This window comes from Streptomyces sp. NPDC052064 (genome assembly GCF_055585925.1).
Map to the genome: position 1 here is coordinate 209,530 of NZ_JBVJJE010000011.1, position 19,946 is coordinate 229,475.

17 protein-coding genes are annotated in these 19,946 nt (G+C 71.7%); 13 read left to right on the plus strand and 4 right to left on the minus strand.

Translation table 11 applies throughout. The annotated features are described in order from the left end of the window. The first annotated feature begins 110 nt into the window (after positions 1-110). Genes paaA through paaE form a run of 5 tightly spaced genes read left to right on the plus strand, consistent with a single transcriptional unit; the run spans position 111 to position 3,849 of the window. Positions 111-1,097 carry a 1,2-phenylacetyl-CoA epoxidase subunit PaaA gene (gene paaA, locus ACZ6TU_RS28620; RefSeq protein ID WP_469551944.1) on the plus strand — a complete coding sequence of 329 codons (987 nt, stop codon included), beginning with the start codon at positions 111-113 and terminating at the stop codon, positions 1,095-1,097. Next, the gene (paaB, locus tag ACZ6TU_RS28625; protein WP_467677510.1) at positions 1,094-1,387 is read left to right on the plus strand and encodes a 1,2-phenylacetyl-CoA epoxidase subunit PaaB; all 294 of its coding nucleotides are present in this window, start codon (positions 1,094-1,096) and stop codon (positions 1,385-1,387) included. Before paaA ends, paaB begins: the two co-directional genes overlap by 4 nt. A gap of 10 nt (positions 1,388-1,397) precedes the next feature. After that, on the plus strand, positions 1,398-2,225 hold the full coding sequence (gene paaC, locus ACZ6TU_RS28630; RefSeq protein ID WP_467677512.1) for a 1,2-phenylacetyl-CoA epoxidase subunit PaaC: 828 nt from the start codon (positions 1,398-1,400) through the stop codon (positions 2,223-2,225). Next, complete coding sequence (paaD, locus tag ACZ6TU_RS28635) at positions 2,219-2,734, plus strand: 1,2-phenylacetyl-CoA epoxidase subunit PaaD (protein WP_467677514.1); 516 nt, start codon at positions 2,219-2,221, stop codon at positions 2,732-2,734. The genes paaC and paaD overlap by 7 nt, the downstream gene beginning before the upstream one ends. Then, positions 2,734-3,849 carry a 1,2-phenylacetyl-CoA epoxidase subunit PaaE gene (paaE, locus tag ACZ6TU_RS28640; protein WP_467677515.1) on the plus strand — a complete coding sequence of 372 codons (1,116 nt, stop codon included), beginning with the start codon at positions 2,734-2,736 and terminating at the stop codon, positions 3,847-3,849. Before paaD ends, paaE begins: the two co-directional genes overlap by 1 nt. Positions 3,850-3,856: 7 nt before the next feature. Here paaE and ACZ6TU_RS28645 read toward each other — a convergent pair whose 3' ends face one another. Then, positions 3,857-4,180 carry a hypothetical protein gene (locus ACZ6TU_RS28645; protein WP_469551948.1) on the minus strand — a complete coding sequence of 108 codons (324 nt, stop codon included), beginning with the start codon at positions 4,178-4,180 and terminating at the stop codon, positions 3,857-3,859. A 120-nt stretch (positions 4,181-4,300) separates the two neighbouring features. On the opposite strand from ACZ6TU_RS28645, the gene ACZ6TU_RS28650 reads away from it, so the two are divergent. Beyond that, entirely contained in the window at positions 4,301-6,019 is a 1,719-nt protein-coding gene (locus ACZ6TU_RS28650) for an RICIN domain-containing protein (protein ID WP_469552033.1), read from the plus strand. A 3-nt stretch (positions 6,020-6,022) separates the two neighbouring features. Here ACZ6TU_RS28650 and ACZ6TU_RS28655 read toward each other — a convergent pair whose 3' ends face one another. Next, positions 6,023-7,645 (minus strand): PucR family transcriptional regulator, encoded by a 1,623-nt coding sequence (locus ACZ6TU_RS28655; RefSeq protein WP_469551949.1) that lies wholly within the window; start codon positions 7,643-7,645, stop codon positions 6,023-6,025. A gap of 226 nt (positions 7,646-7,871) precedes the next feature. Here ACZ6TU_RS28655 and ACZ6TU_RS28660 point away from each other — a divergent pair, with 226 nt between their 5' ends. From ACZ6TU_RS28660 to ACZ6TU_RS28670, 3 genes are read left to right on the plus strand one after another with little or no spacing between them, the layout of a single operon-like run. Beyond that, positions 7,872-9,140 (plus strand): aspartate aminotransferase family protein, encoded by a 1,269-nt coding sequence (locus ACZ6TU_RS28660; RefSeq protein ID WP_467677521.1) that lies wholly within the window; start codon positions 7,872-7,874, stop codon positions 9,138-9,140. Then, positions 9,137-12,013, plus strand: coding sequence for an FAD-binding and (Fe-S)-binding domain-containing protein (locus ACZ6TU_RS28665; protein ID WP_469551951.1), 2,877 nt, complete (start codon positions 9,137-9,139; stop codon positions 12,011-12,013). Before ACZ6TU_RS28660 ends, ACZ6TU_RS28665 begins: the two co-directional genes overlap by 4 nt. Further along, entirely contained in the window at positions 12,010-13,449 is a 1,440-nt protein-coding gene (locus ACZ6TU_RS28670; protein ID WP_467677525.1) for an NAD-dependent succinate-semialdehyde dehydrogenase, read from the plus strand. The genes ACZ6TU_RS28665 and ACZ6TU_RS28670 overlap by 4 nt, the downstream gene beginning before the upstream one ends. 3 nt (positions 13,450-13,452) lie before the next feature. Here the strand turns inward: ACZ6TU_RS28670 and ACZ6TU_RS28675 are convergent, their stop codons facing one another. Together ACZ6TU_RS28675 and ACZ6TU_RS28680 are read right to left on the minus strand one after the other, a co-directional pair. Next, entirely contained in the window at positions 13,453-14,196 is a 744-nt protein-coding gene (locus tag ACZ6TU_RS28675; protein ID WP_467677715.1) for an IclR family transcriptional regulator, read from the minus strand. Between the two features lie 199 nt (positions 14,197-14,395). Beyond that, complete coding sequence (locus tag ACZ6TU_RS28680; RefSeq protein WP_467677717.1) at positions 14,396-15,142, minus strand: IclR family transcriptional regulator; 747 nt, start codon at positions 15,140-15,142, stop codon at positions 14,396-14,398. Between the two features lie 280 nt (positions 15,143-15,422). Between ACZ6TU_RS28680 and solA the strand changes: the two genes are divergently transcribed. The 4 genes from solA to ACZ6TU_RS28700 are packed head-to-tail and all read left to right on the plus strand — an operon-like array spanning position 15,423 to position 19,946. After that, positions 15,423-16,559, plus strand: coding sequence for an N-methyl-L-tryptophan oxidase (solA, locus tag ACZ6TU_RS28685; RefSeq protein ID WP_467677527.1), 1,137 nt, complete (start codon positions 15,423-15,425; stop codon positions 16,557-16,559). A gap of 2 nt (positions 16,560-16,561) precedes the next feature. Beyond that, on the plus strand, positions 16,562-17,623 hold the full coding sequence (locus ACZ6TU_RS28690; RefSeq protein WP_467677529.1) for a M14 family metallopeptidase: 1,062 nt from the start codon (positions 16,562-16,564) through the stop codon (positions 17,621-17,623). 54 nt (positions 17,624-17,677) lie between these two features. Further along, the gene (locus ACZ6TU_RS28695; RefSeq protein WP_467677531.1) at positions 17,678-18,808 is read left to right on the plus strand and encodes an ABC transporter substrate-binding protein; all 1,131 of its coding nucleotides are present in this window, start codon (positions 17,678-17,680) and stop codon (positions 18,806-18,808) included. Then, positions 18,801-19,946 carry an ABC transporter ATP-binding protein gene (locus ACZ6TU_RS28700; protein WP_467677533.1) on the plus strand — a complete coding sequence of 382 codons (1,146 nt, stop codon included), beginning with the start codon at positions 18,801-18,803 and terminating at the stop codon, positions 19,944-19,946. The genes ACZ6TU_RS28695 and ACZ6TU_RS28700 overlap by 8 nt, the downstream gene beginning before the upstream one ends.

Genomic DNA, 19,946 nt, shown 5'->3' on the forward strand with positions numbered 1-19,946 from the left:
TGCCAAGTAATCCAGCCGCCTCGGGGCCTGTCAAGGATCAGGGTCTTACCAAGGCCCCCGGGGTCGTTCTATGATGGACCGAACGAATGGTCGGTTGGGAAGTGGGACGGATGGACACGACACACTCCAGCCCCCGGGGGGCGGACGGCGCCGAGCCGGTTCTCCAGCAGCACTTCGACGCGACGATCGCGCGGGACCAGCGGATCGAGCCGCGCGACTGGATGCCGGAGGGCTATCGGAAGACGCTGGTGCGGCAGATCGCGCAGCACGCGCACTCGGAGATCATCGGCATGCAGCCGGAGGGCGAGTGGATCACGCGTGCGCCGTCGCTGCGCCGCAAGGCCATTCTGTTCGCGAAGGTCCAGGACGAGGCCGGGCACGGGCTGTATCTGTACTCGGCGGCGGAGACGCTGGGTGCCGACCGCGCGGATCTGACCGAGCGGCTGATCGAGGGCCGCCAGAAGTATTCCTCGATCTTCAACTACCCCACGCTGAGCTTCGCGGACGTCGGGGTGATCGGCTGGTTCGTGGACGGGGCGGCGATCTGCAACCAGGTGCCGCTGTGCCGGTCGTCGTACGGGCCGTACGCGCGGGCGATGGTGCGGATCTGCAAGGAGGAGTCGTTTCATCAGCGGCAGGGCTACGAGCTGCTGATGACGATGATGCGGGGGACCGCGGCGCAGCGGGAGATGGTGCAGGACGCGGTGGACCGCTGGTGGTGGCCGTCCCTGATGATGTTCGGCCCGCCCGACGACGCCTCGCCCAACTCGGCGCAGTCCATGGCCTGGAAGATCAAGCGGCACAGCAACGACGACTTGCGTCAGCGCTTCGTCGACATGACCGTCCCGCAGGCCGAGAAGCTCGGTGTGACGCTGCCCGACCCGGAGCTGCGGTGGAACGAGGAGCGTGGGCACCACGACTTCGGCACTCCCGACTGGGACGAGCTGATGCGGGTCATCAAGGGCGACGGTCCGTGCAACGCCCAGCGGATGGAGCGGCGCCGGACGGCTCATGAGGAGGGTGCCTGGGTGCGTGAGGCGGCGACCGCCCACGCGGCCAAGCAGGCCGCCCCCGTGGAGAAGGGAGCGGTGGCATGACCGCCGAGAAGCAGAACTGGCCGTTGTACGAGGTGTTCGTGCGCGGCAAGCGCGGGCTGAACCACGTCCATGTGGGCTCGCTGCACGCCGCCGACGACCGCATGGCCCTCACGCATGCCCGGGACCTCTACACACGGCGCAACGAGGGCGTGAGCATCTGGGTCGTGCGCTCCGAGCACATCACCGCCTCGACCCGCGACGAGAAGGACCCGTTCTTCGAGCCCAGCGCCGACAAGGTCTACCGGCACCCGACCTTCTACGACATCCCCGACGACGTCCCGCATATCTGAGGAGCAGGGCATGAGTGACGATCACGTCTACATGACCCTCGCCGAGGGGCACGAGGACGACACCCGCTGGGCCTACGGCACCGGCTTCGAGGATCCCCTGCACGGTGTGGACACCGCCGTGCCCGACGGCGTGGACGCCGGGGAACTGGCCGACCTCTGCGTCACCCTGGCCGACGACGCCCTGGTCTCGGCCCAGCGGCTGGCCGAGTGGACCACGCGGGCGCCCGAGCTGGAGGAGGAGGTGGCGCTGGCCAACACAGGGCTCGATCTGCTCGGCCAGGCCCGCCTGTTGTACTCCCGCGCGGGACAGGTCGACGGGACCGGGCGCGACGAGGACGCCTACGCCTACTTCCGCGACGCCGCCGAGTTCCGCAACATACGCCTCGCCGAACTCCCCAACGGCGACTTCGCGTTCTCGATCGTGCGACTGCTGGTGTTCTCCAGCTGGCGCCTCGCGCACTTCGAGCGGCTCACCGCCCACCGCGACCCGGTGCTCGCGGCGATCGCCGCCAAGGGTGTGAAGGAGCTGGCCTACCACCGGCAGTACGCGGCCGAGTGGGCGGTACGGCTGGGTGACGGCACCGAGGAGTCGCACCGGCGGACGCGCAGGGCGCTGGAGCAGGTCGCCCCCTACCTGGGCGAGCTGTTCACCGCGCACGACGTACGGGACGCGGTCGTCGCCGTCCTGCGCCAGGTCACCGAGGCGGCCGGGCTGCCCATGCCCGTCTACCGGCCGCTGCCCGGCTCGGGCCGCACCGGGGAGCACACCGAGCATCTCGCCCCGCTGCTGGCCGAGTTGCAGGGCGTGGCCCGCGCCCACCCGGAGGCGACATGGTGACCACACTGCTGGACGCGCGACGGGCCCGGCGCATCGCCGAGCAGGTGCCCGACCCCGAACTGCCCATGCTCACCCTGGCCGACCTCGGAGTGCTGCGCGAGGTGTCGCTGAGCCCGGACGGCACGGTGGTCGCGAGCCTGACCCCCACCTACTCGGGCTGCCCGGCCATGGCGGAGATGCGCGCCGGCGTGGCAGCCCGGCTGCGGGACGCCGGGTACGCGCGCGTGGAGATCCGCACGGTCCTCGACCCGCCCTGGAGCAGCGACTGGATCACGGCGGCCGGCCGCCGCAAGCTCGCCGAGCACGGCATCGCCCCGCCCGGGGCCGCGCCCGCGCGAGCAGCCGGCCCGGTCCCGCTCGTGCTGTCGCCGACCCGCCGCTCGGTGCCCTGCCCCCGCTGCGGCCATCCCGACACCGAGGAGACCTCCCGCTTCGGCGCCACGTCCTGCAAGTCCCTGTGGCGCTGCCTCGCCTGCCGCGAGCCGTTCGAGTACGTCAAGGAGATCTGATGGAGGACCTGATGGAGCCGGCCCCCGCCCCGGCGGCACGCGCGCGTGCCCGCCGACGTCCGGTCTTCCACTCCCTGCGGGTCGCCGCCGTGCAGCCGCTGTGCGAGGACGCGGCTGCCGTCAGCTTCGACATCCCGGCCGAGCTGGCCGAGGAGTTCGCCTTCGCGCCCGGCCAGTCGCTCACCCTGCGGCGCGAGATCGACGGCCGGGACGAGCGCCGCTCGTACTCGATCTGCTCACCCGCCGGCACGGCACCGCGCATCGGCGTCCGGGTCGTACCCGGCGGCCTGTTCTCCTCCTGGCTGGTGCGCGAGGTACGCCCCGGTGACACCGTCGAGGTGATGGCGCCCACCGGTGCCTTCACACCCGACCTCACCACCCCCGGCCACCACGTCCTGATCGCGGCCGGCTCCGGCATCACGCCCATGGTCTCCATCGCCGAGTCCGTCCTGGCCGCCGGCTCCCGCTCGACGGTCACCCTCCTCTACGGCAACCGCCGCACCGGCACCGTGATGTTCGCCGACGAGCTGGCCGACCTGAAGGACCTCTACCCGGCACGCTTCCAGGTCGCCCACGTCCTCTCCCGTGAGCCCCGCGAGGCCGAGGTGCTCTCCGGCCGCCTCGACGCCGAACGGCTGTCGGCACTCGTCGACGCGCTGGTCGACGTGGAGTCCGCCGACCACTGGTGGCTGTGCGGGCCGCACGGTATGGTCCGCGCCGCCCAAGAGGTCCTGGCCGGCCTCGGCGTGCCCGGCGACCGCGTCCACCAGGAGCTGTTCTACGCCGACGACGAGCCCGTCCGCGAGGTCCAGCACGCCGAGGCGGGCCCCTCCGGCCCGGTCAGCCAGGTCACCGTCACCCTCGACGGCCGCTCCACCACCTCCGCCCTGCCCCGCGAGCGGACCATCCTCGAAGGTGCCCAGCAGACCCGCCCGGACCTGCCGTTCGCCTGCAAGGGCGGGGTCTGCGGCACCTGCCGCGCCCTGGTCACCGACGGCAAGGCCGACATGCGCCGCAACTTCGCCCTCGAACCGGCCGAGGTCGACGCGGGCTACGTCCTCACCTGCCAGTCGTTCCCGGTGTCGGACACCCTGACGGTGGACTTCGACACCTGAGCCTGCGTCAGGGTGTTCCCACCCCGAGGTCGTCGAATTCCTCGGCGCACTCCTCCGGCACGGCCACGTCCCCGACGATGACCGACTGGTACCCCGCGGTCGGCGACGGCCCGAGCGCTTCCCGATGCTCGCGCCTGGCCTCGGCCCGGGCCTGTTCGATGTGGTCGGCGATCTCCTGGCAGTCGACGGCGTACGTGCCGGTCGGCGTCGGCTCCTCGGCGGGGGAGCCCGAGCCACCCGTGTACGACTCGGTGTTGAGCGCGAGCGTGCCGACCAGACCGGCCAGGCACACCCCCGCCCAGGCGACGACGATCCGCCGACGGGCACTCAAGGGCCGGCCCTTCCGCAGTCGGCCCTTCCGCTGCACGCGTCCTTCATCGAAACCCCTCCCTCGACAGATGGTGCCGGAGTCTTGACTGCGGCGCGACACCGCTCACAGACTCCCGTCTGACTGCGCCGGCTCGGGGACGAGCCGTGCCTGAAGGGCCGGGGCAACTGCGCGGTCTACCCTAAGTCGGCGCAACTGCCGGGCGGACGTCTCGTCGCGTCGTTCGAGAAGGCCACCGTCGTACCGGAGACGGGCAGCGCCGACGGAGAGACGCTGCCGGTCTACAAGAGCGACGACCACGGCACGTCCTGGCAGCCGCTGTCGGAGGTCCGGGCTCCGGCGTACCTCTCCCGCGATCCCAAGTACGCGAAGTACACGAGCAACTGGACCAATCCGTACCTCTACGTGCTTCCCCAGGCGGTCGGGAAGCTGAAGAAGGGCACGCTGCTGCTCGCGAGCGTCGTGTCGGGCGACGACCAGTACTACCTCGAGCACAAGGCGGCAGATCCGGACTGGACGCCGTCCAACGACGGGGACCGCGAGGACCTGGCGATCGCGCTGTACTCCAGCACGGACGAGGGCAGGTCGTGGAAGGTCGTCAACGTCATCGCGACCGGCGGCCGGCAGGGCGGCAGCGCGGGCGCCGTCGGCAGGAACGTCGCCGCCGCGAACACGCACCGGCAGGTGGACCCCCTCTGGGAGCCGTATCTGATGGTCCACAAGGGCCGGCTCGTCTGCTACTACTCCGACGAGAACGACTACATCGGCTTCGACCCCGTCACCGGTGTGCCCACACCGGACCCCGCGAACGACACCGCCCCGGACTCCCACGGCCAGATCCTCGTCCACAAGACCTGGGACGGACGCGCCGCCGGGTGGAGCGAGCCCGTCGTGGACGTCGCGGGACTCACCCAGGACATGGGCGGCGGCAAGACGCAGATCGGCGGCGGGCGCCCGGGCATGACGAACGTCGTGCGGACCTCGGACGGCAAGTGGCTGCTCACCTTCGAGTACTGGGCCGGCGGAGCCGACACCAGGTACGTGATCGCCGACGACCCGCTGGCGTTCCACCGCGGATCCCCCACGGGGCAGGGCGTCACCTCCCTGCCGGTCGACGCCGGTTCCCGCCCCCTCGCCACCGGCGGCAGCCCGGTCGTCATCCGGCTCCCCGACGGGCGCCTGGTCTACAACGCGGCCGGCAGCGGCAACGTCTGGGTCAACGACAGCGGCCGCGGCGACGGGGTGTGGAAGGAGTACCAGACGACCTCGCGGGCCGGCTACAGCCGCAACCTCCAGTACGTCGCGGGCACCGGCCGCATCGTGATCCTCAACAACCAGGACACGTCGGCGATCGCCCACGCCGAGGTCGACCTCGGCCGCTCGGACGGCGCCTACCACCGGCTCGTCAACCGCCGGACCGGCCAGGTCATCGGCACCGGCGGCAGGACCAACGACGCGAACATCGGCAACGGCGACGTCCCCGACGTCCGCCTGGAGGACGCCGGCTCGGCCACGGACAAGGACACGCAGTACTGGCACGTGGTGACCCGGCCGCAGGGCGGTACGACCCTGCTGAACAAGTCCGGCGGCCGGGCGGCGGCGATCTGGACCGGGACCGCTTCCGCCGGGCAGCGCATCGGCCAGTGGGTCGACGACAACGCCACCGGCAGCTGGAACGTCATCAGGACCGACGACGGCTCCTACAGGTTCCAGGCGGCGAAGAACCCGGACCTGTACCTGACCGGTGCGTCCCGAGGGGCGCCGCTCACCCTCCAGAACGAGACCGCGGACGGCTCGCAGGAGTGGCGGCTGGTCCGGCAGGCGGGGCCTCGGCCCGAGTGACGCTCACTCGGCGCGCAGGACCCGCAACGCCGTGAGCGCCACGTGGAGTTCGGTGCGCCGTTCACCGGATTCGAGGTCGGTGTCGAGGAGGCGCTCGATGGTGCGCAGACGCTGGTACATGGTCTCCCTGGACTGGCCGCCGCGGCGGGCCGCGGTGGTCTTGTTGCCGGCGGCGTCGAGGTAGTGGCCGAGGGTCGTCAGCAGGTCGGTACCGTGCCGGGTGTCGTGGTCGATGAGCCGGCCGAGCCGCCGTTCGGTGTAGTCCTGGACGCGGGTGTCCTCGCGCAGGGCGTACAGCAGGCGGCGCAGGTCGATGTCCGGCAGCTCGTGGAAGGAGCGGTCCGCGGGCAACGGCTGGCCGGGCGGCGTGGCCTCGGTGACCCGGGCCGCCTCCCGGAAGGAGCGCGCGGTGTCGGCGAGTTCCGCCACCTCCGAACCGACGCTCACGATCGCCTCCGGGACCAGGTTCAGCGCGGTGCGGCTCAGGCGTTCGGCCACGGGCCGCCAGGGCTGGGAGGGACGTAGGGCCAGCAGGACGCCGAGGCGGCCGGGGGAGAGCTCCCCGACGAGCGCCGCGACCCCCGCCGACCTGAGCTCCCGGTGCAGCCGCGCCTCGGGCTCGCTCCCCCCGGCACCGGTGCCCAGGTCCACGAGGATCGCCAGGAAGCGGCTGTCCCGGGTGGGCAGGCCGAGCGCGGCGCAACGGGCGCGGGCGTCCTCGGGAGAGTGGTGGCGCAGCTCCGCCAGCTCCCGCAGGGCGCTGCGGTGGGCCGTGTGCTCCCAGGGCGTGGAGTGGATGAGACGGGCGACGGTCAGGGCCATCGCCGTTCTCTCCAGGACGGTGTTGTGCTCCGGCCCGAAGCCTGGTCCGTCGCCCGGGGGCGGGAGCATGGCCAGTCGGCCCCAGCGTTCGCCCTGGTAGGAGACCGGCGCGGTGAGCCAGCCCTCCGGGCCGCCCACCTCCGTGTGGTCGCCGGGCGCGGTCGCCCGGGAGCGCTGTTCCCAGTCGGTGAGCGCCTCCTCCACAGTGCTTCCCGACGGCTCGCAGATCAGCGCCTGGTGCACCAGGTTCTCCAGGACTACCGTCCGGCCGCTCATCTCCGCCGCCGCGCGCACCACGTCCTCCGGGCCCGCGCCGCGCAACGTCAGGGCCGTGAACGCCTCGTGGATGCGCTGCGTCCGGCGCATCGCGTCGGCCTGGCTGCCGAGGATGAGCGCGTGGACGACCTGGGTGACCTCCAGGAAGTTGACGTCCCGGGCCAGGGTGACCAGGGGCAGACCCCGGGCGCGGCAGGCCTGGACGAGGGCGTCGGGCGGACGGTGGTAGCGCCGTACCAGCTCGATGACCAGGGCGGCCGCTCCCACCTCCGTGAGTTCGTCGACGTACCGGCGGACACCCGCGGCGTCCTCGGGCAGGGGCATGCCCGTGGTCAGGACCAGCTCACCGCCCTTGAGGAAGGAGGCCGGGTCCGTCAGCTCGGTGATGTGCACCCAGCGCACCGGCCGGTCCAGCTGGGCCAGCCCTGTGACGACCTGGGGCTGTCCGGCGGCCAGGACGGGCAGGGCCAGGACGTCGGCGACGGTCGGCGCGCGACCGGCCGGGGCCGTCGGGTGGTTCTCGTTCACGGTGTCTCCCTGCTCGCCCGGTCACTCTGACAAGCGGCACTGACCTGCGCAAGAGCTGCCCACGGGAGGGGCGGGCGGTGCCCGAGGGGTCCGGCGGTTGACACAACGTCCGAACAACGCGTTCCGGCTGGACAGATCACGCGTTGTCGCCTTTCGCGGCGGCTTGGATCCTCGGATACCGGAGCTGAGCAAGCCATCAGACCTCGACGTACGGCCGGGAGACGAAATGACCGCACTGTCGCCGCACCTTCGCCAGGCCACACCCGTGGTGGCGGCCCGGGGCGAGGGCGTCCACCTCTACGGTGAGGACGGCCGCCGCTACCTCGACTTCACCGCCGGCATCGGCGTCACCAGCACCGGGCACTGCCACCCCAAGGTCGTGGCGGCGGCGCAGGAGCAGGTGGGCACGCTGATCCATGGCCAGTACACGACCGTCATGCACCAGCCGCTGCGCCGCCTCGTCGACAAGCTGGGCGAGGTGCTGCCGGCCGGCCTGGACAGCCTGTTCTTCACCAACTCCGGCAGCGAGGCCGTCGAGGCGGCGCTGCGGCTGGCCCGCCAGGCCACCGGCCGGCCCAACGTCATCGTCTGCCACGGCGGTTTCCACGGCCGTACGGTCGCCGCCGCTTCCATGACCACCTCCGGCATCCGCTTCCGGTCCGGTTTCTCCCCGTTGATGAGCGGCGTGGTCGTCACACCGTTCCCGACGGCCTTCCGCTACGGCTGGGACGAGGAGACCGCCACCCGCTTCGCCCTGAAGGAACTCGACTACACCCTCCAGACGATCTCCTCGCCCGCCGACACAGCCGCGATCATCGTCGAGCCGGTGCTCGGCGAGGGCGGGTACGTGCCCGCGAACCGCGCCTTCATGGAAGGGCTGCGGGAGCGGGCGGACCGGCACGGCTTCCTGCTGATCCTCGACGAGGTGCAGACCGGCGTCGGCCGCACCGGGCGCTTCTGGGGCCACGACCACTTCGGCGTCACCCCGGACATCCTCGTCACCGCCAAGGGTCTGGCCAGTGGCTTCCCGCTCTCCGGCATCGCTGCCTCCGAGGAACTGATGACCAAGGCCTGGCCCGGATCGCAGGGCGGCACGTACGGCGCCAACGCCGTCGCCTGCGCCGCCGCCTGCGCGACCCTCGACGTCGTACGCGACGAGAAGCTCGTCGAGAACGCCGAGGCGATGGGCAAGCGGCTGCGCCAGGGCCTGGAGGCGGTGGCCGACCGGACTCCGGGCATCGGCGACGTCCGCGGCCTCGGCCTCATGCTCGCCACCGAGTTCGTCACCGAAGACGGCAGCCCCGACCCCGAGGCCGCCGCCCGTGTGCAGCGTGCCGCCGTCGACGAGGGCCTGCTCCTGCTGCTGTGCGGGGCCTGGAACCAGGTGGTCCGCATGATCCCGGCGCTCGTCATCGACGAGGCGGGCGTGGACGAGGGTCTCCAGGCCTGGGCGAACGCCGTGGAGGCCGGTACGTCGGGAGCGGCGGAGCGATGACGACAGCCACCCGCGACCTGGCGGGTCTCACGGCCCGTATCGCCGAGATCGCGCCCCGCCTGCGGGTGGAGACCGGCCCGGGGGCGACGGGCCCCTACGCCTACGACGCGTCCAACTACCGTGTGCCGCCCCGGGCCGTGGCCTGTCCGCGCACCGCCGACGACGTGGTCGCGGTGCTGCGGGCCTGCCGTGAGACGGGCGTCCCGGTCACCGCCCGGGGCGGCGGCACCAGCATGGCCGGCAACGCCGTCGGGCCCGGAGTCGTCCTGGACTTCTCCCGGTACATGAACCGGATCCTGGACATCGACGTCGAGGCGCGTACCGCGCGGGTCGAGGCCGGTGTCGTCCTCGACGCGCTGCGCGGCGCGACCGCCCTGCACGGGCTCGACTTCGGCCCCGACCCGTCCTCGCACAGCCGCTGCACCCTCGGCGGCATGATCGGCAACGACGCGTGCGGCAACCGGTCGGTGCGCGACGGGCGGACCGGCGGCCACGTCGAGGCCCTGGAGATCGTGACGGCGGACGGCGTGCGGGCCGTCGCCGACCACTCCGGGCTGCGGGCCGCGGAGCCGGGCGACGCGGAGGCTGTGCGGCGCGTCGCCCGGCTCGAAGCCGGCCTCAGGCGGCTGGTCGAGGACAACCTGGCGCTGATCCGTACCGAGCTGGGCCGTATCCCGCGCCAGGTCTCCGGCTTCCAGCTCCAGCACCTGCTGCCCGAGAACGGCTTCGACATGGCCCGCGCGCTCGTGGGCACGGAAGGCACCTGTGCGGTCGTCACCGCCGCGACGGTCCGCCTGGTGGCGACCGCACAGGCATCCACTCTGCTGACGCTCGGCTACGAGGATGTGGTCGAGGCGGCCGAGGACGTGCCGGAGATCCTGCGCTGGTCGCCCAGCGCCGTGGAGGGCATGGACGAGGCGATCGTCGCCACCATGCGCGCCCGCCGTGGTGCGGATTCGGTGACCGGGCTGCCCGAGGGGCGGGCCTGGCTGTACGTCGAGCTCGAAGGCGACGACCAGGCTGCGGTGAACGCTCGCGCAGCTGAGCTGCTCGAGGCTCTCAAGACGCGGGGGCGGATGACCGGCGGCCGGGTCGTGGAGAGCCCGGCCGAGCGGCGTTCGCTGTGGCGGGTCCGCGAGGACGGGGCCGGGCTCGCCGCCCGCCTCGTCGACGGCGGGGAGTCCTGGCCCGGCTGGGAGGACGCGGCCGTCGCGCCCGAGAACCTCGCGGCCTACCTGCGCGGCTTTCGCAAGCTGCTCGAATCGCACGGGCTGACGGGCGTGCTGTACGGGCACTTCGGCGCGGGCTGCGTCCACGTACGCATCGACTTCGACCCGGCCACCGAGGCCGGCCGGACGGTCATGCGCCGCTTCCTCACCGAAGCAGCGGCCCTGGTCGTCGAGCACGGCGGCACGCTCTCGGGTGAGCACGGCGACGGTCGCGCCCGCAGTGAGCTGCTCGAGGTCATGTACAGCCACCGCATGATCGCCGCGTTCGCCGCGTTCAAGAAGACCCTCGATCCGGATGGGCTGCTCAACCCCGGCGTGATCGTCGACCCGGCGCCCTTGGACGCCGACCTCGCGCTGCGTGAACTGCCGATGCTCGAGACGTCGTTCGGTTTCCCCCATGACGAGGACGGTTTCGCCGGCGCGGTGCGCCGCTGCGTCGGCGTCGGCCGCTGCCGCAGCGACGCGGGCGGCGTCATGTGCCCGAGCTACCGGGCCACGGGAGAGGAGAACGACTCCACCCGCGGCCGGGCCCGCATGCTCCAGGAGATGGTGCGCGGCGAGGCCGTCCAGGACGGCTGGCGCTCGACCGAGGTGCGCGATGCCCTCGACCTGTGCCTGTCCTGCAAGGCCTGCTCCAGCGACTGCCCGGTCGGCGTCGACATGGCGACGTACAAGGCGGAGTTCCTGCACCAGCACTACAAGGGCCGTTTTCGTCCGCGCTCCCACTACTCGCTGGGCTGGCTGCCGCTGACCTCGGCCCTGGCCGGATACGTGGCCCGCCCGGTCAATCTGCTGCTGCGCGGACCGCTCGGCAGGCTCCTCGCCCGCCTCGGCGGAGTGACCACGAAGCGCCAGATCCCCGCCTTCGCCTCTCGCCGCGCCCTGCGCAAGTCCCTGCGCGTGGCCAAGACGAACGCGCCCCCGAAGGCCGTGCTCTTCGTCGACAGCTTCACCCGGGCCTTCCGTCCCGAGGTCGCCGGAGCCGCGAGCCGCGTGCTCGCCGACGCCGGCGTCTCCTGCACGCCGCGGGAGGGACTGTGCTGCGGACTCACCTGGGTCAGCACCGGCCAGCTGTCCGTGGCCCGCAAGGTCATGGCCCGTACCGTGGCCCACCTCGACGACGGTGACGACCGGCCGATCATCGTGGCCGAGCCGAGCTGCGCGGCAGCGTTGAAACGTGATGTGCCCGAACTGCTCGGCACCGAGGCAGCCCAACGCGTCGCGAGCCGCGTCCACACCTTCACCGGGGCCCTGACCGACCTTGCCGACCAGGGCTGGACCCCGCCGTCGCTGCCTGAGAACGTCGTCCTCCAGACCCACTGCCACGAGTACGCCACCTTCAAGGGCCGCCGCCCCGCTGACCTGCTGCGCCGCCTCGGCGTGCGCACGGTCGACGAGGCCGAGGGCTGCTGCGGACTCGCCGGGAACTTCGGCTTCGAGGCACAGCACTACGACACCTCGATGGCTGTCGCAGACCTGGCCCTGAAGCCCCGCCTCGACGCCCTCGACGGGCGGGCGGTCGTGGCCGACGGCTTCAGCTGCGCCACCCAGATCGACCACCTCACCGGTGACCGGGACGTCCGTGCCCTGCATCTCGCGGAACTCCTCGACCCCGCCGCCGATCAACCAGGAGAGACAACATGACCGAGGTACTGACCCAGTTGTTCATCGGCGGTGCCTGGGTGGACGCCGCCGACGGCGCCACCATGCCCGTCGACGACCCCGCGACCGGCGAGATCCTCTGCCACGTCGCCGACGCGGGCCCCAAGGATGCCAAGCTCGCGGAGGACGCGGCCGTCCGGGCCCAGGCGGAGTGGGCCCGCACAGCACCCCGGGCCCGCAGCGAGATCCTGCGCCGCGCCTACGAACTCATCCTCGAGCGCACCGACGAGCTCGCCCACCTGATGACGTCGGAGATGGGCAAACCGCTGGCCGAGGCCAGGGGAGAGGTGGCCTACGCCGCCGAGTTCTTCCGCTGGTTCTCCGAGGAGGCCGTCCGTATCGACGGCGGTTGCGGGACGCTTCCCGACGGCCGTAACCGCATGCTGCTCTCCCGCCGCCCGGTGGGTCCCTGCCTGCTGATCACGCCGTGGAACTTCCCGTTGGCCATGGGCACCCGCAAGATCGGCCCGGCTATCGCGGCGGGCTGCACGATGATCCTCAAGCCGGCCCCGCAGACCCCGCTGGCCAGCCTCGCCCTGGCCGGAATCCTGAAAGAGGCGGGCCTGCCGGACGGCGTGCTGAACGTCGTCACCACCTCCCGTGCCGGTGAGGTCTGCGAACCGCTCCTGCGCGGCGGGCGGATCCGCAAGCTGTCCTTCACCGGCTCCACGGGCGTCGGCCGGCTGCTGCTCGCCCAGTGCGCCGACACCGTCGTCCGCACCTCGATGGAGCTGGGCGGCAACGCGCCGTTCATCGTCTTCGAGGACGCCGACCTGGATGCGGCCGTGGACGGCGCGATGGTCGCCAAGATGCGCAACATGGGCGAGGCCTGCACGGCCGCGAACCGCTTCTTCGTGCACGAGTCGGTGGCCGACGAGTTCGGACGGCGCCTCGCCGAGCGGATGGGCGCGCTCGTGGTCGGTCCCGGCACCCGGGAGGGCGTCGACGTCGGCCCCCTGATCGACGCCGCCGGACGTGGCAAGGTCGAGGAACTCGTCGCCGACGCGGTGGAGCGCGGCGCCCGCGTGCTGGTCGGCGGCCGTACTCCGGAGGGGCCGGGCTGCTTCTACCCGCCGACCGTGCTCACCGACGTGTCCCCCGAGAGCCGCCTCATGGACACGGAGATCTTCGGACCCGTAGCCGCGATCCTCACCTTCGACGACGAGGACGAGGTCGTGGACCGCGCCAACGACACGCCCTGGGGCCTCGTCGGCTACGTCTTCACCGAGGGCCTGGACCGCGCCCTGCGGGTCAGCGAACGCCTGGAGGTCGGCATGGTCGGCCTCAACACCGGCCTCGTCTCCAACCCGGCCGCGCCCTTCGGCGGGGTCAAGCAGTCCGGGCTCGGGCGTGAGGGCGGCCGGGTCGGTATCGACGAGTTCCTGGAGTACCAGTACCTCGCGGTGCCCGTGCGCTGAGCGTCAGCCGAGGTGGCGGGCGGTGATCTCCGACGCGGTGTCGGTCACCAGCCTGCCCAGCTCGGGGAGTCGGCCGGGCTCGAAACGGGAGTCGGGCATGGAGACGACCACGGTGGCCAGGGGAGTGCCGTCACCGTCCAGTACGGGCGCGGCGATCGCGCAGATCCCCGGCCGGAAGTGGTTGTGATTCACGGCGTAGCCGCGGTCCCTGACCCGGCGGAGCTCCGCGCGGAGCTCCGCCGGGTCGGTGATGGTCTCTTCGCCGTACCCCTCCAGCCCGCCTGCCACGAGCTCGTCGACCTCCGACTTCGGCAGGTGGGCGAGGATCGCGTGTCCGGTGGCGGTGGCGTGCAGGGGTGAGGTGTCGCCGATGGCGTGGAAGGTCCGTACGGCGTGGTCGCAGTCGACGCGGTCGACGACGACCATGCACTGCAGCGCGTCGGGCACCGACAGGTGGATGGTCTCGTTCACCGCGTCCCGGAGCCGGATCATCGGCTCACGGGCGGCGGCGAACAGGCTGGACCCCTGGAGGGCGGCGGGCCGCACGGCCAGGACGCGTGCGCCGATCTCCCAGCGGGTCGTGTCCTTGCGGTTGGCGCGCAGCCAGCCCGCCTCGTTGAGCGTGACCAGGGTGCGCTGCACGGTCGACTTGGGCAGCCCGAAGAGCTTGGTCAGCTCCCCGACGGTCACCGGCTGGTGCTGGGCGACCGCCTCCAGGATGCGCAGCGATCGGGTGACGCTCTTCATTTCCATCCGAAGTCCCCGTCAGCTCTGACGATTTCTCTTGCTCACCTCATGACCCCCTCCTGGAGTCACAGGCACGATCGTGCCGGATCCTAGCATGGCGTTCCACAATATGGCACGCACGGCGCTCGGCTGAGCGTCAACGGGAAGGGGTCGGCCCCACGCGAGTGCGTGCGGCCGGCCCCTGTCGATGCCGGGAGGCTCAGGCGCCCATGCGGCGTCCCGTGATCTCCGCTGCCGTATCGGCGACCAGGCGGCCCCACTCGGGCACCCGGTCCGCGTCGTACCGCGACTCGGGCATGGAGACGGCGATGGTGGCCAGCGGTGCGCCCTCCTCGTCCAGGACGGGCGCGGCGATGGCGCAGACCCCCGGCCGGTACTGGTTGCGGTTGACCGAGTAGCCGTCGGTTCGGATCCGGTCCAGCTCGGCGCGGAGGGCGTCGGGGTCGGCGGGTGTCGCGTCGCTGAAGCGCTCCAGCCCTTGCGCGATGAGCTCCTCGACGTCCTGCTTCGGCAGGTGGGCGAGGACGGCGCGCCCCACGGCGGTGGCGTGCAGGGGTGAGGTGTCGCCGATGGCGTGGAAGGTCCGTACGGGGTGGTCGCAGTCCACCCGGTCCACCACGACCATGCACTGCAGCGCGTCGGGGACGGACAGGTGGATGGTCTCGTTCACCGCGTTCCGGAGTCGGACCATGGGCTCGCGGGCCGCCGCGAACAGGCTGGACCCCTGGAGGGCGGCGGGCCGCACGGCCAGGACGCGTGCGCCGATCTCCCAGCGGGTCGTGTCCTTGCGGTTGGCCCTCAGCCAGCCGGCTTCGGCCAGCGTGACCAGCGTGCGCTGCACCGTCGACTTCGGGAGGCCGAAGAGCTTCGTCAGCTCCCCGACCGTCACCGGCTGATGCTGGGCGACCGCCTCCAGGATGCGCAGCGACCTGGTGACGCTCTTCATTTCCATCCGGTTTCCCCCTGTTAATCCTCGGAATTTCCGGCCGACACCCTCTTGACTCCCCTTCGTGTCACTGCCATTGTCTGTGCCAGATTCTAGCACAGCATTCCACAATGTGGCACGGCCCCCGGGGAGCGCCCCGAGGCGGTGAGCCGGACTCCAAGACCGGGCGAATGCAGCCGGAGAGCTTCCCCAAGGGCCCGGCCTCGCCCAAACCTCCTCGAATCGAACAGCCTCACGCAGGGGCTCAGCATGCGCCCCGGCGATACGAAAGGAAAGCCCTGTGTCAGCTGCCAGGAAGCGCGTCGCCGTCGTCGGCGTCGGAACGATGGGCAGCCAGGCCGCCTGGCGGCTGGCGGCCCGCGGCGCCGAGGTCGTCGGGTACGACCGGTACGCCCCCGGCCACGATCGCAGCGCGGCCGGCGGCGAGACCCGCATCTTCCGCAGCGCCCACTTCGAGGACTCCCGGTACGTGCCGCTGCTCAAGCACGCCGACGCCCTCTGGGAGCAGCTCCAGCAGGAGACCGGCCGCGAGCTGCGCCGCCTGACCGGATGCCTGCTGATGGGGCCGACCGAGCACCACCAGATGGCGACCGTCCTCCAGTCCATCGCCGAGCACGACCTCGACCACGAGGTGCTCGACGCCGAGGCCCTCGCCAAGCGCTTCCCGCAGTACCGGCTGGAGGACGGCGATGCCGCCGTGCTCGACCGCCGCGCCGGCTTCATCCGCCCGGAGCTGACGATCCAGACCGCCGCCCGCCGCGCCGAGCAACTGGGCGCCCGGATCCACCGCTACACCACGGTCCGCGAGGTCGTCCCCGTCGAGGGCGGTGTGGAGATCCGCACCGACGCCGGCAGCGAGCGCTTCGACACGGCCGTCGTCACCCCCGGCCCCTGGGTCAACGACCTGCTGCCCGACCTGCCGTGGGAGGTGGACATCCGCCGCCTCGTCAGCGCCTGGTACGTGCCCACCACCGACGCCTGGTTCGGCGAGGAGCGTCCCGCCTTCATCCGCACGGCACCCACCCACTGCTACGGGCTGCCCTCCCCGGACGGCATCTCCGTAAAGCTCGGCCTGTCCCGCGCGCTGCACCGGCCCGCCGGCGACCCCAACCAGCTGGACCGGACGGTGCAGCCGGGGGAGCTGGAGATCTTCAGCGAGCTGATCGGCCGTCACATGCCGGATCTGCACCCGGACCCCACGCGGCTCTCCGTCTACATGGAGGGCTACACCGAGAGCAGCCGCCCGCTGGTCGGCCCGCTGCCCGGCGCCGAGAGCGTCGTCCTTCTCGCCGGCTTCTCCGGCCACGGCTTCAAGCTCTCGCCCGCCTTCGGCGACATCGCCGCGGACCTCGCCCTGGACGGCACCTCCCCCCAGCCCATCGAGTTCATCTCCACCGTCGGCCGCACGGAGGCATGACCATGAACGACACCACCCTCTCCGTCGGTTCCCTGGAGGCCGGGCCCGGCGCCAAGGCACGCGGCACCGTCCGGGCCGATCTCGGCACCCGCACCGTCGACATCCCGCTGACCCTGATCAACGGCACCCGCCCCGGCCCCCGGGTCGTCATCACCGCGGGCGTGCACGGCGGCGAGTTCACCCCCATCGACGCCGTCGCGCGGCTGACGAACCTGCTGGAACCGGAGCAGGTGCGCGGGCAGTTGATCATCTGCCCGGTCGCCAACCCGCCCGCCGTCTACGAGGGCCGGCTCAACGTCTCCCCGGTCGACGGCGTGAACATCAACCGCGTCTTCCCCGGAACCCCGGACGGCGGCCCCACCGAGCGGCTGGCCGCCTGGCTCTTCGCCCACCTGGTCGACGGCGCCGACGTCTACATCGACCTGCACTGCGGCGGAATCGACCAGGTCCTGCGGGACTTCGTCGGCTACCGCCTGACCGGCGACCCCGACCTCGACAAGGCGACCGCCGAACTGGCGGGGTCCTTCGGCATCGAGGACGTCATCCTCGGGCTGACGGCCGAGGGCGGCAACAGCCACGCCGCCGCCGCCCGACGGGGCATCTCGGCGGTCCTCGTCGAGGTGGGCGAACTCGGACAGCGCGACGAGGCCACGGCCCTCCGCCGCATCGACGGCCTCCTCCGGGCGCTGCGCCACCTGGGCACGCTGGACCCGGACGGCTCCGCCCCGGCACCGATCCGCGAATGGGTCTGGTCCGCCGGCGTCACAGCCGAGGCCACCGGCCTGTGGTACCCGCAGTTCTCCTTCGACGCCGACGTCATCGGCGAGGTCGCGGAAGACGACGTCCTCGGCCACATCGTCGACCCGGCCGACGGCCGGGAGCACACCGTCCACGCACCGGCCGGCGGCCGGATCTTCTACGGCATGCACGGCCTCACCGTCACCCAGGGCGCCGAGCTGGCCGCCATCGCCATCCCGTGGGACCCCGACACGGCTGCGCGAACCGACTCCCTCCGGACCCCCGGCCTGGGTGACGTACCCGACGAGGCGGACTCCCGCCCGTAGCGCCTCACCCCGACCGCCCCCCTTCCCACGTAGTACCACCCCAGGAGGCACACGATGACGAATCGATATGCGGCTCTGCCGCGTGGCGCCCGGATAGACCGCCGGCTGTTCCTGCGCGGAGTCGGCGGAGCCACGGCGGGTCTCGCCGCCGCGTCCGCCCTCAGCGGCTGCGGCACCGGCACCAGTCGGGCCAGCGCCGGCTCCGATGGCAAGAGTTCCAAGACGCTTGTCGTCCGCAACAGCGGTGGCACGTACGGCGAGGCCAACCAGAAAGCGGTCTACGACGCGTTCACCAAGGAGACCGGCATCCAGATCAAGGTGGTGAACATCGCGTACGCGCAGCTGCTCGCCCAGATCAAGCAGGGCCGCCCGCAGTTCGACCTGATCGACACCTCCTTGGCCGACATCGTGCGCTTCAAGGACGAAGACGCCACCATCGAGCTCGACTACGGCCGGCTGAAGAGCACCAAGAACGCCGGAATCGCCGAGAACCTGATGATGAGCCATGGCGTCGGCAAGAACTACTGGGCCAGCGTCATGGCGTACCGTACCGATGCCTTCGATGGCAGGAAGCCGGAGAACTGGGCGGACTTCTGGGACACCAAGACGTTCAAGGGCAGCCGCGCCCTCCAGGCCCGGGACGCCGACCTGCCCGAGCTGGAGTTCGCCCTCCTCGCCGACGGCGTGCCCCTGGACAAGCTGTACCCGCTCGACGTCGACCGCGCCTTCAAGTCTCTCGACAACATCAAGGGATCCGTCCGCAAGTACTGGGACACCGGTGCCCTCCCCGGCGTGCTGCTGGGCCGCGAGGAGGTCGTCGCCACCAGCGTCTGGCACGGCCGCCTCGACGCCCTGATCAAGGGCGGCTCGCCGATGGCGTACCAGTGGAACGGCGCCCGCCGGCAGAGCAACGGCTTCTGTGTCCCCAAGGGCGCAGCCAACTCCGACGCCGCCTACCAGCTGATCGACTTCGCGCTGCGTCCCGACATCCAGGCCGCCTACGCCGAGCTCTACCCGATGGCCCCGGTCGTGCCCGCCGCCTACAAGAAGCTCTCCCCGGCCGCCGCCGGCAACCTGGCCAGCTCGCCCGAGCACCTGAAGTCCGGATTCGACCTGGACGTCGAGTGGTGGATCAAGAACGAGTCGGCCGTCTCCAACCGCTGGCAGGAGTGGGTCAATGGCTGAGCTGCATCTGACGTCCGAGCTCCAGACGTCCCCGGCGGTCTCCCCGCCGCCGGGGACCGGCACCGGAAAGCCTCTTTCCGTCACGGACCTCCGCAAGACGTACGGAGGCGTGACCGCAGTCGACACGGTCTCCATGGAGATCGCGGGCGGCGAGTTCGTCACCTTCCTGGGGTCCTCCGGGTCCGGCAAGACCACCACCCTGATGATGATCGCCGGGTTCTGCGAACCCGACTCCGGCAGCATCGTCGTGGGCGGCCGTGACGTGACCCGGCTGGCCCCGCAGAAGCGCGGCCTCGGCTTCGTCTTCCAGCAGTACCTGCTGTTCCCGCACATGACGGTGTGGGAGAACGTCGCCTTTCCGCTGCAACTGCGCGATGTCCCCAAGGCGGAGCTGCGTCGGCGGGTCGGCGAGACCCTGGAGATGGCCGGGCTCTCCGCCCTGGCCCGGCGCCGGCCGCGCGAGCTGTCCGGCGGTCAGCAGCAGCGTGTCGCGCTGTGCCGCGCCCTGGTCTACCGGCCGCCGGTGATCCTCATGGACGAACCGCTCGGCGCCCTCGACAAGAAGCTGCGCGACCAGCTGCAGACCGAGATCAAGCGCATCCAGCAGGAACTCGGCCTGACCGTCATCTACGTGACGCACGACCAGGAGGAGGCACTGGTCCTGTCCGACCGCATCGCGGTGATGCGGGACGGGCGGATCGACCAGTTCGACACCCCGCGCGAGCTCTTCGAGCGCCCGCGCACCCCGTTCGTCGCCGACTTCCTCGGCGCGGCGAACTTCCTCCCCGGCCGCGTCCAGCAGCAGACGTCCGAGTACACGCTCGTACGGCTCGACACGGGAGGACTGCTCAAGGCCCGCCCGCAGTCGGGAACGGAGGGCGCACGGGTACGGGCCGGGGTCCAGCCGGGCCGGCTCGGACTGTGTGCGCCCGGCGACGGGTTCTGTACGGGGACCGTTGAGTCGGTCACCTACGTCGGCACCCTCGTCCGCGTCACCGTCCGCCCGGCGGGCGACGCCGACACCGGTCTCGTACGGCTGGAACTCCCGGCCGGACGCGCCCCGGTCCTCGGCGAGCAGGTCAGCCTGACGGCCCACCCCGACGACGTCAGCGTGTTCGCGGCGGAAGGAGGCGGATGA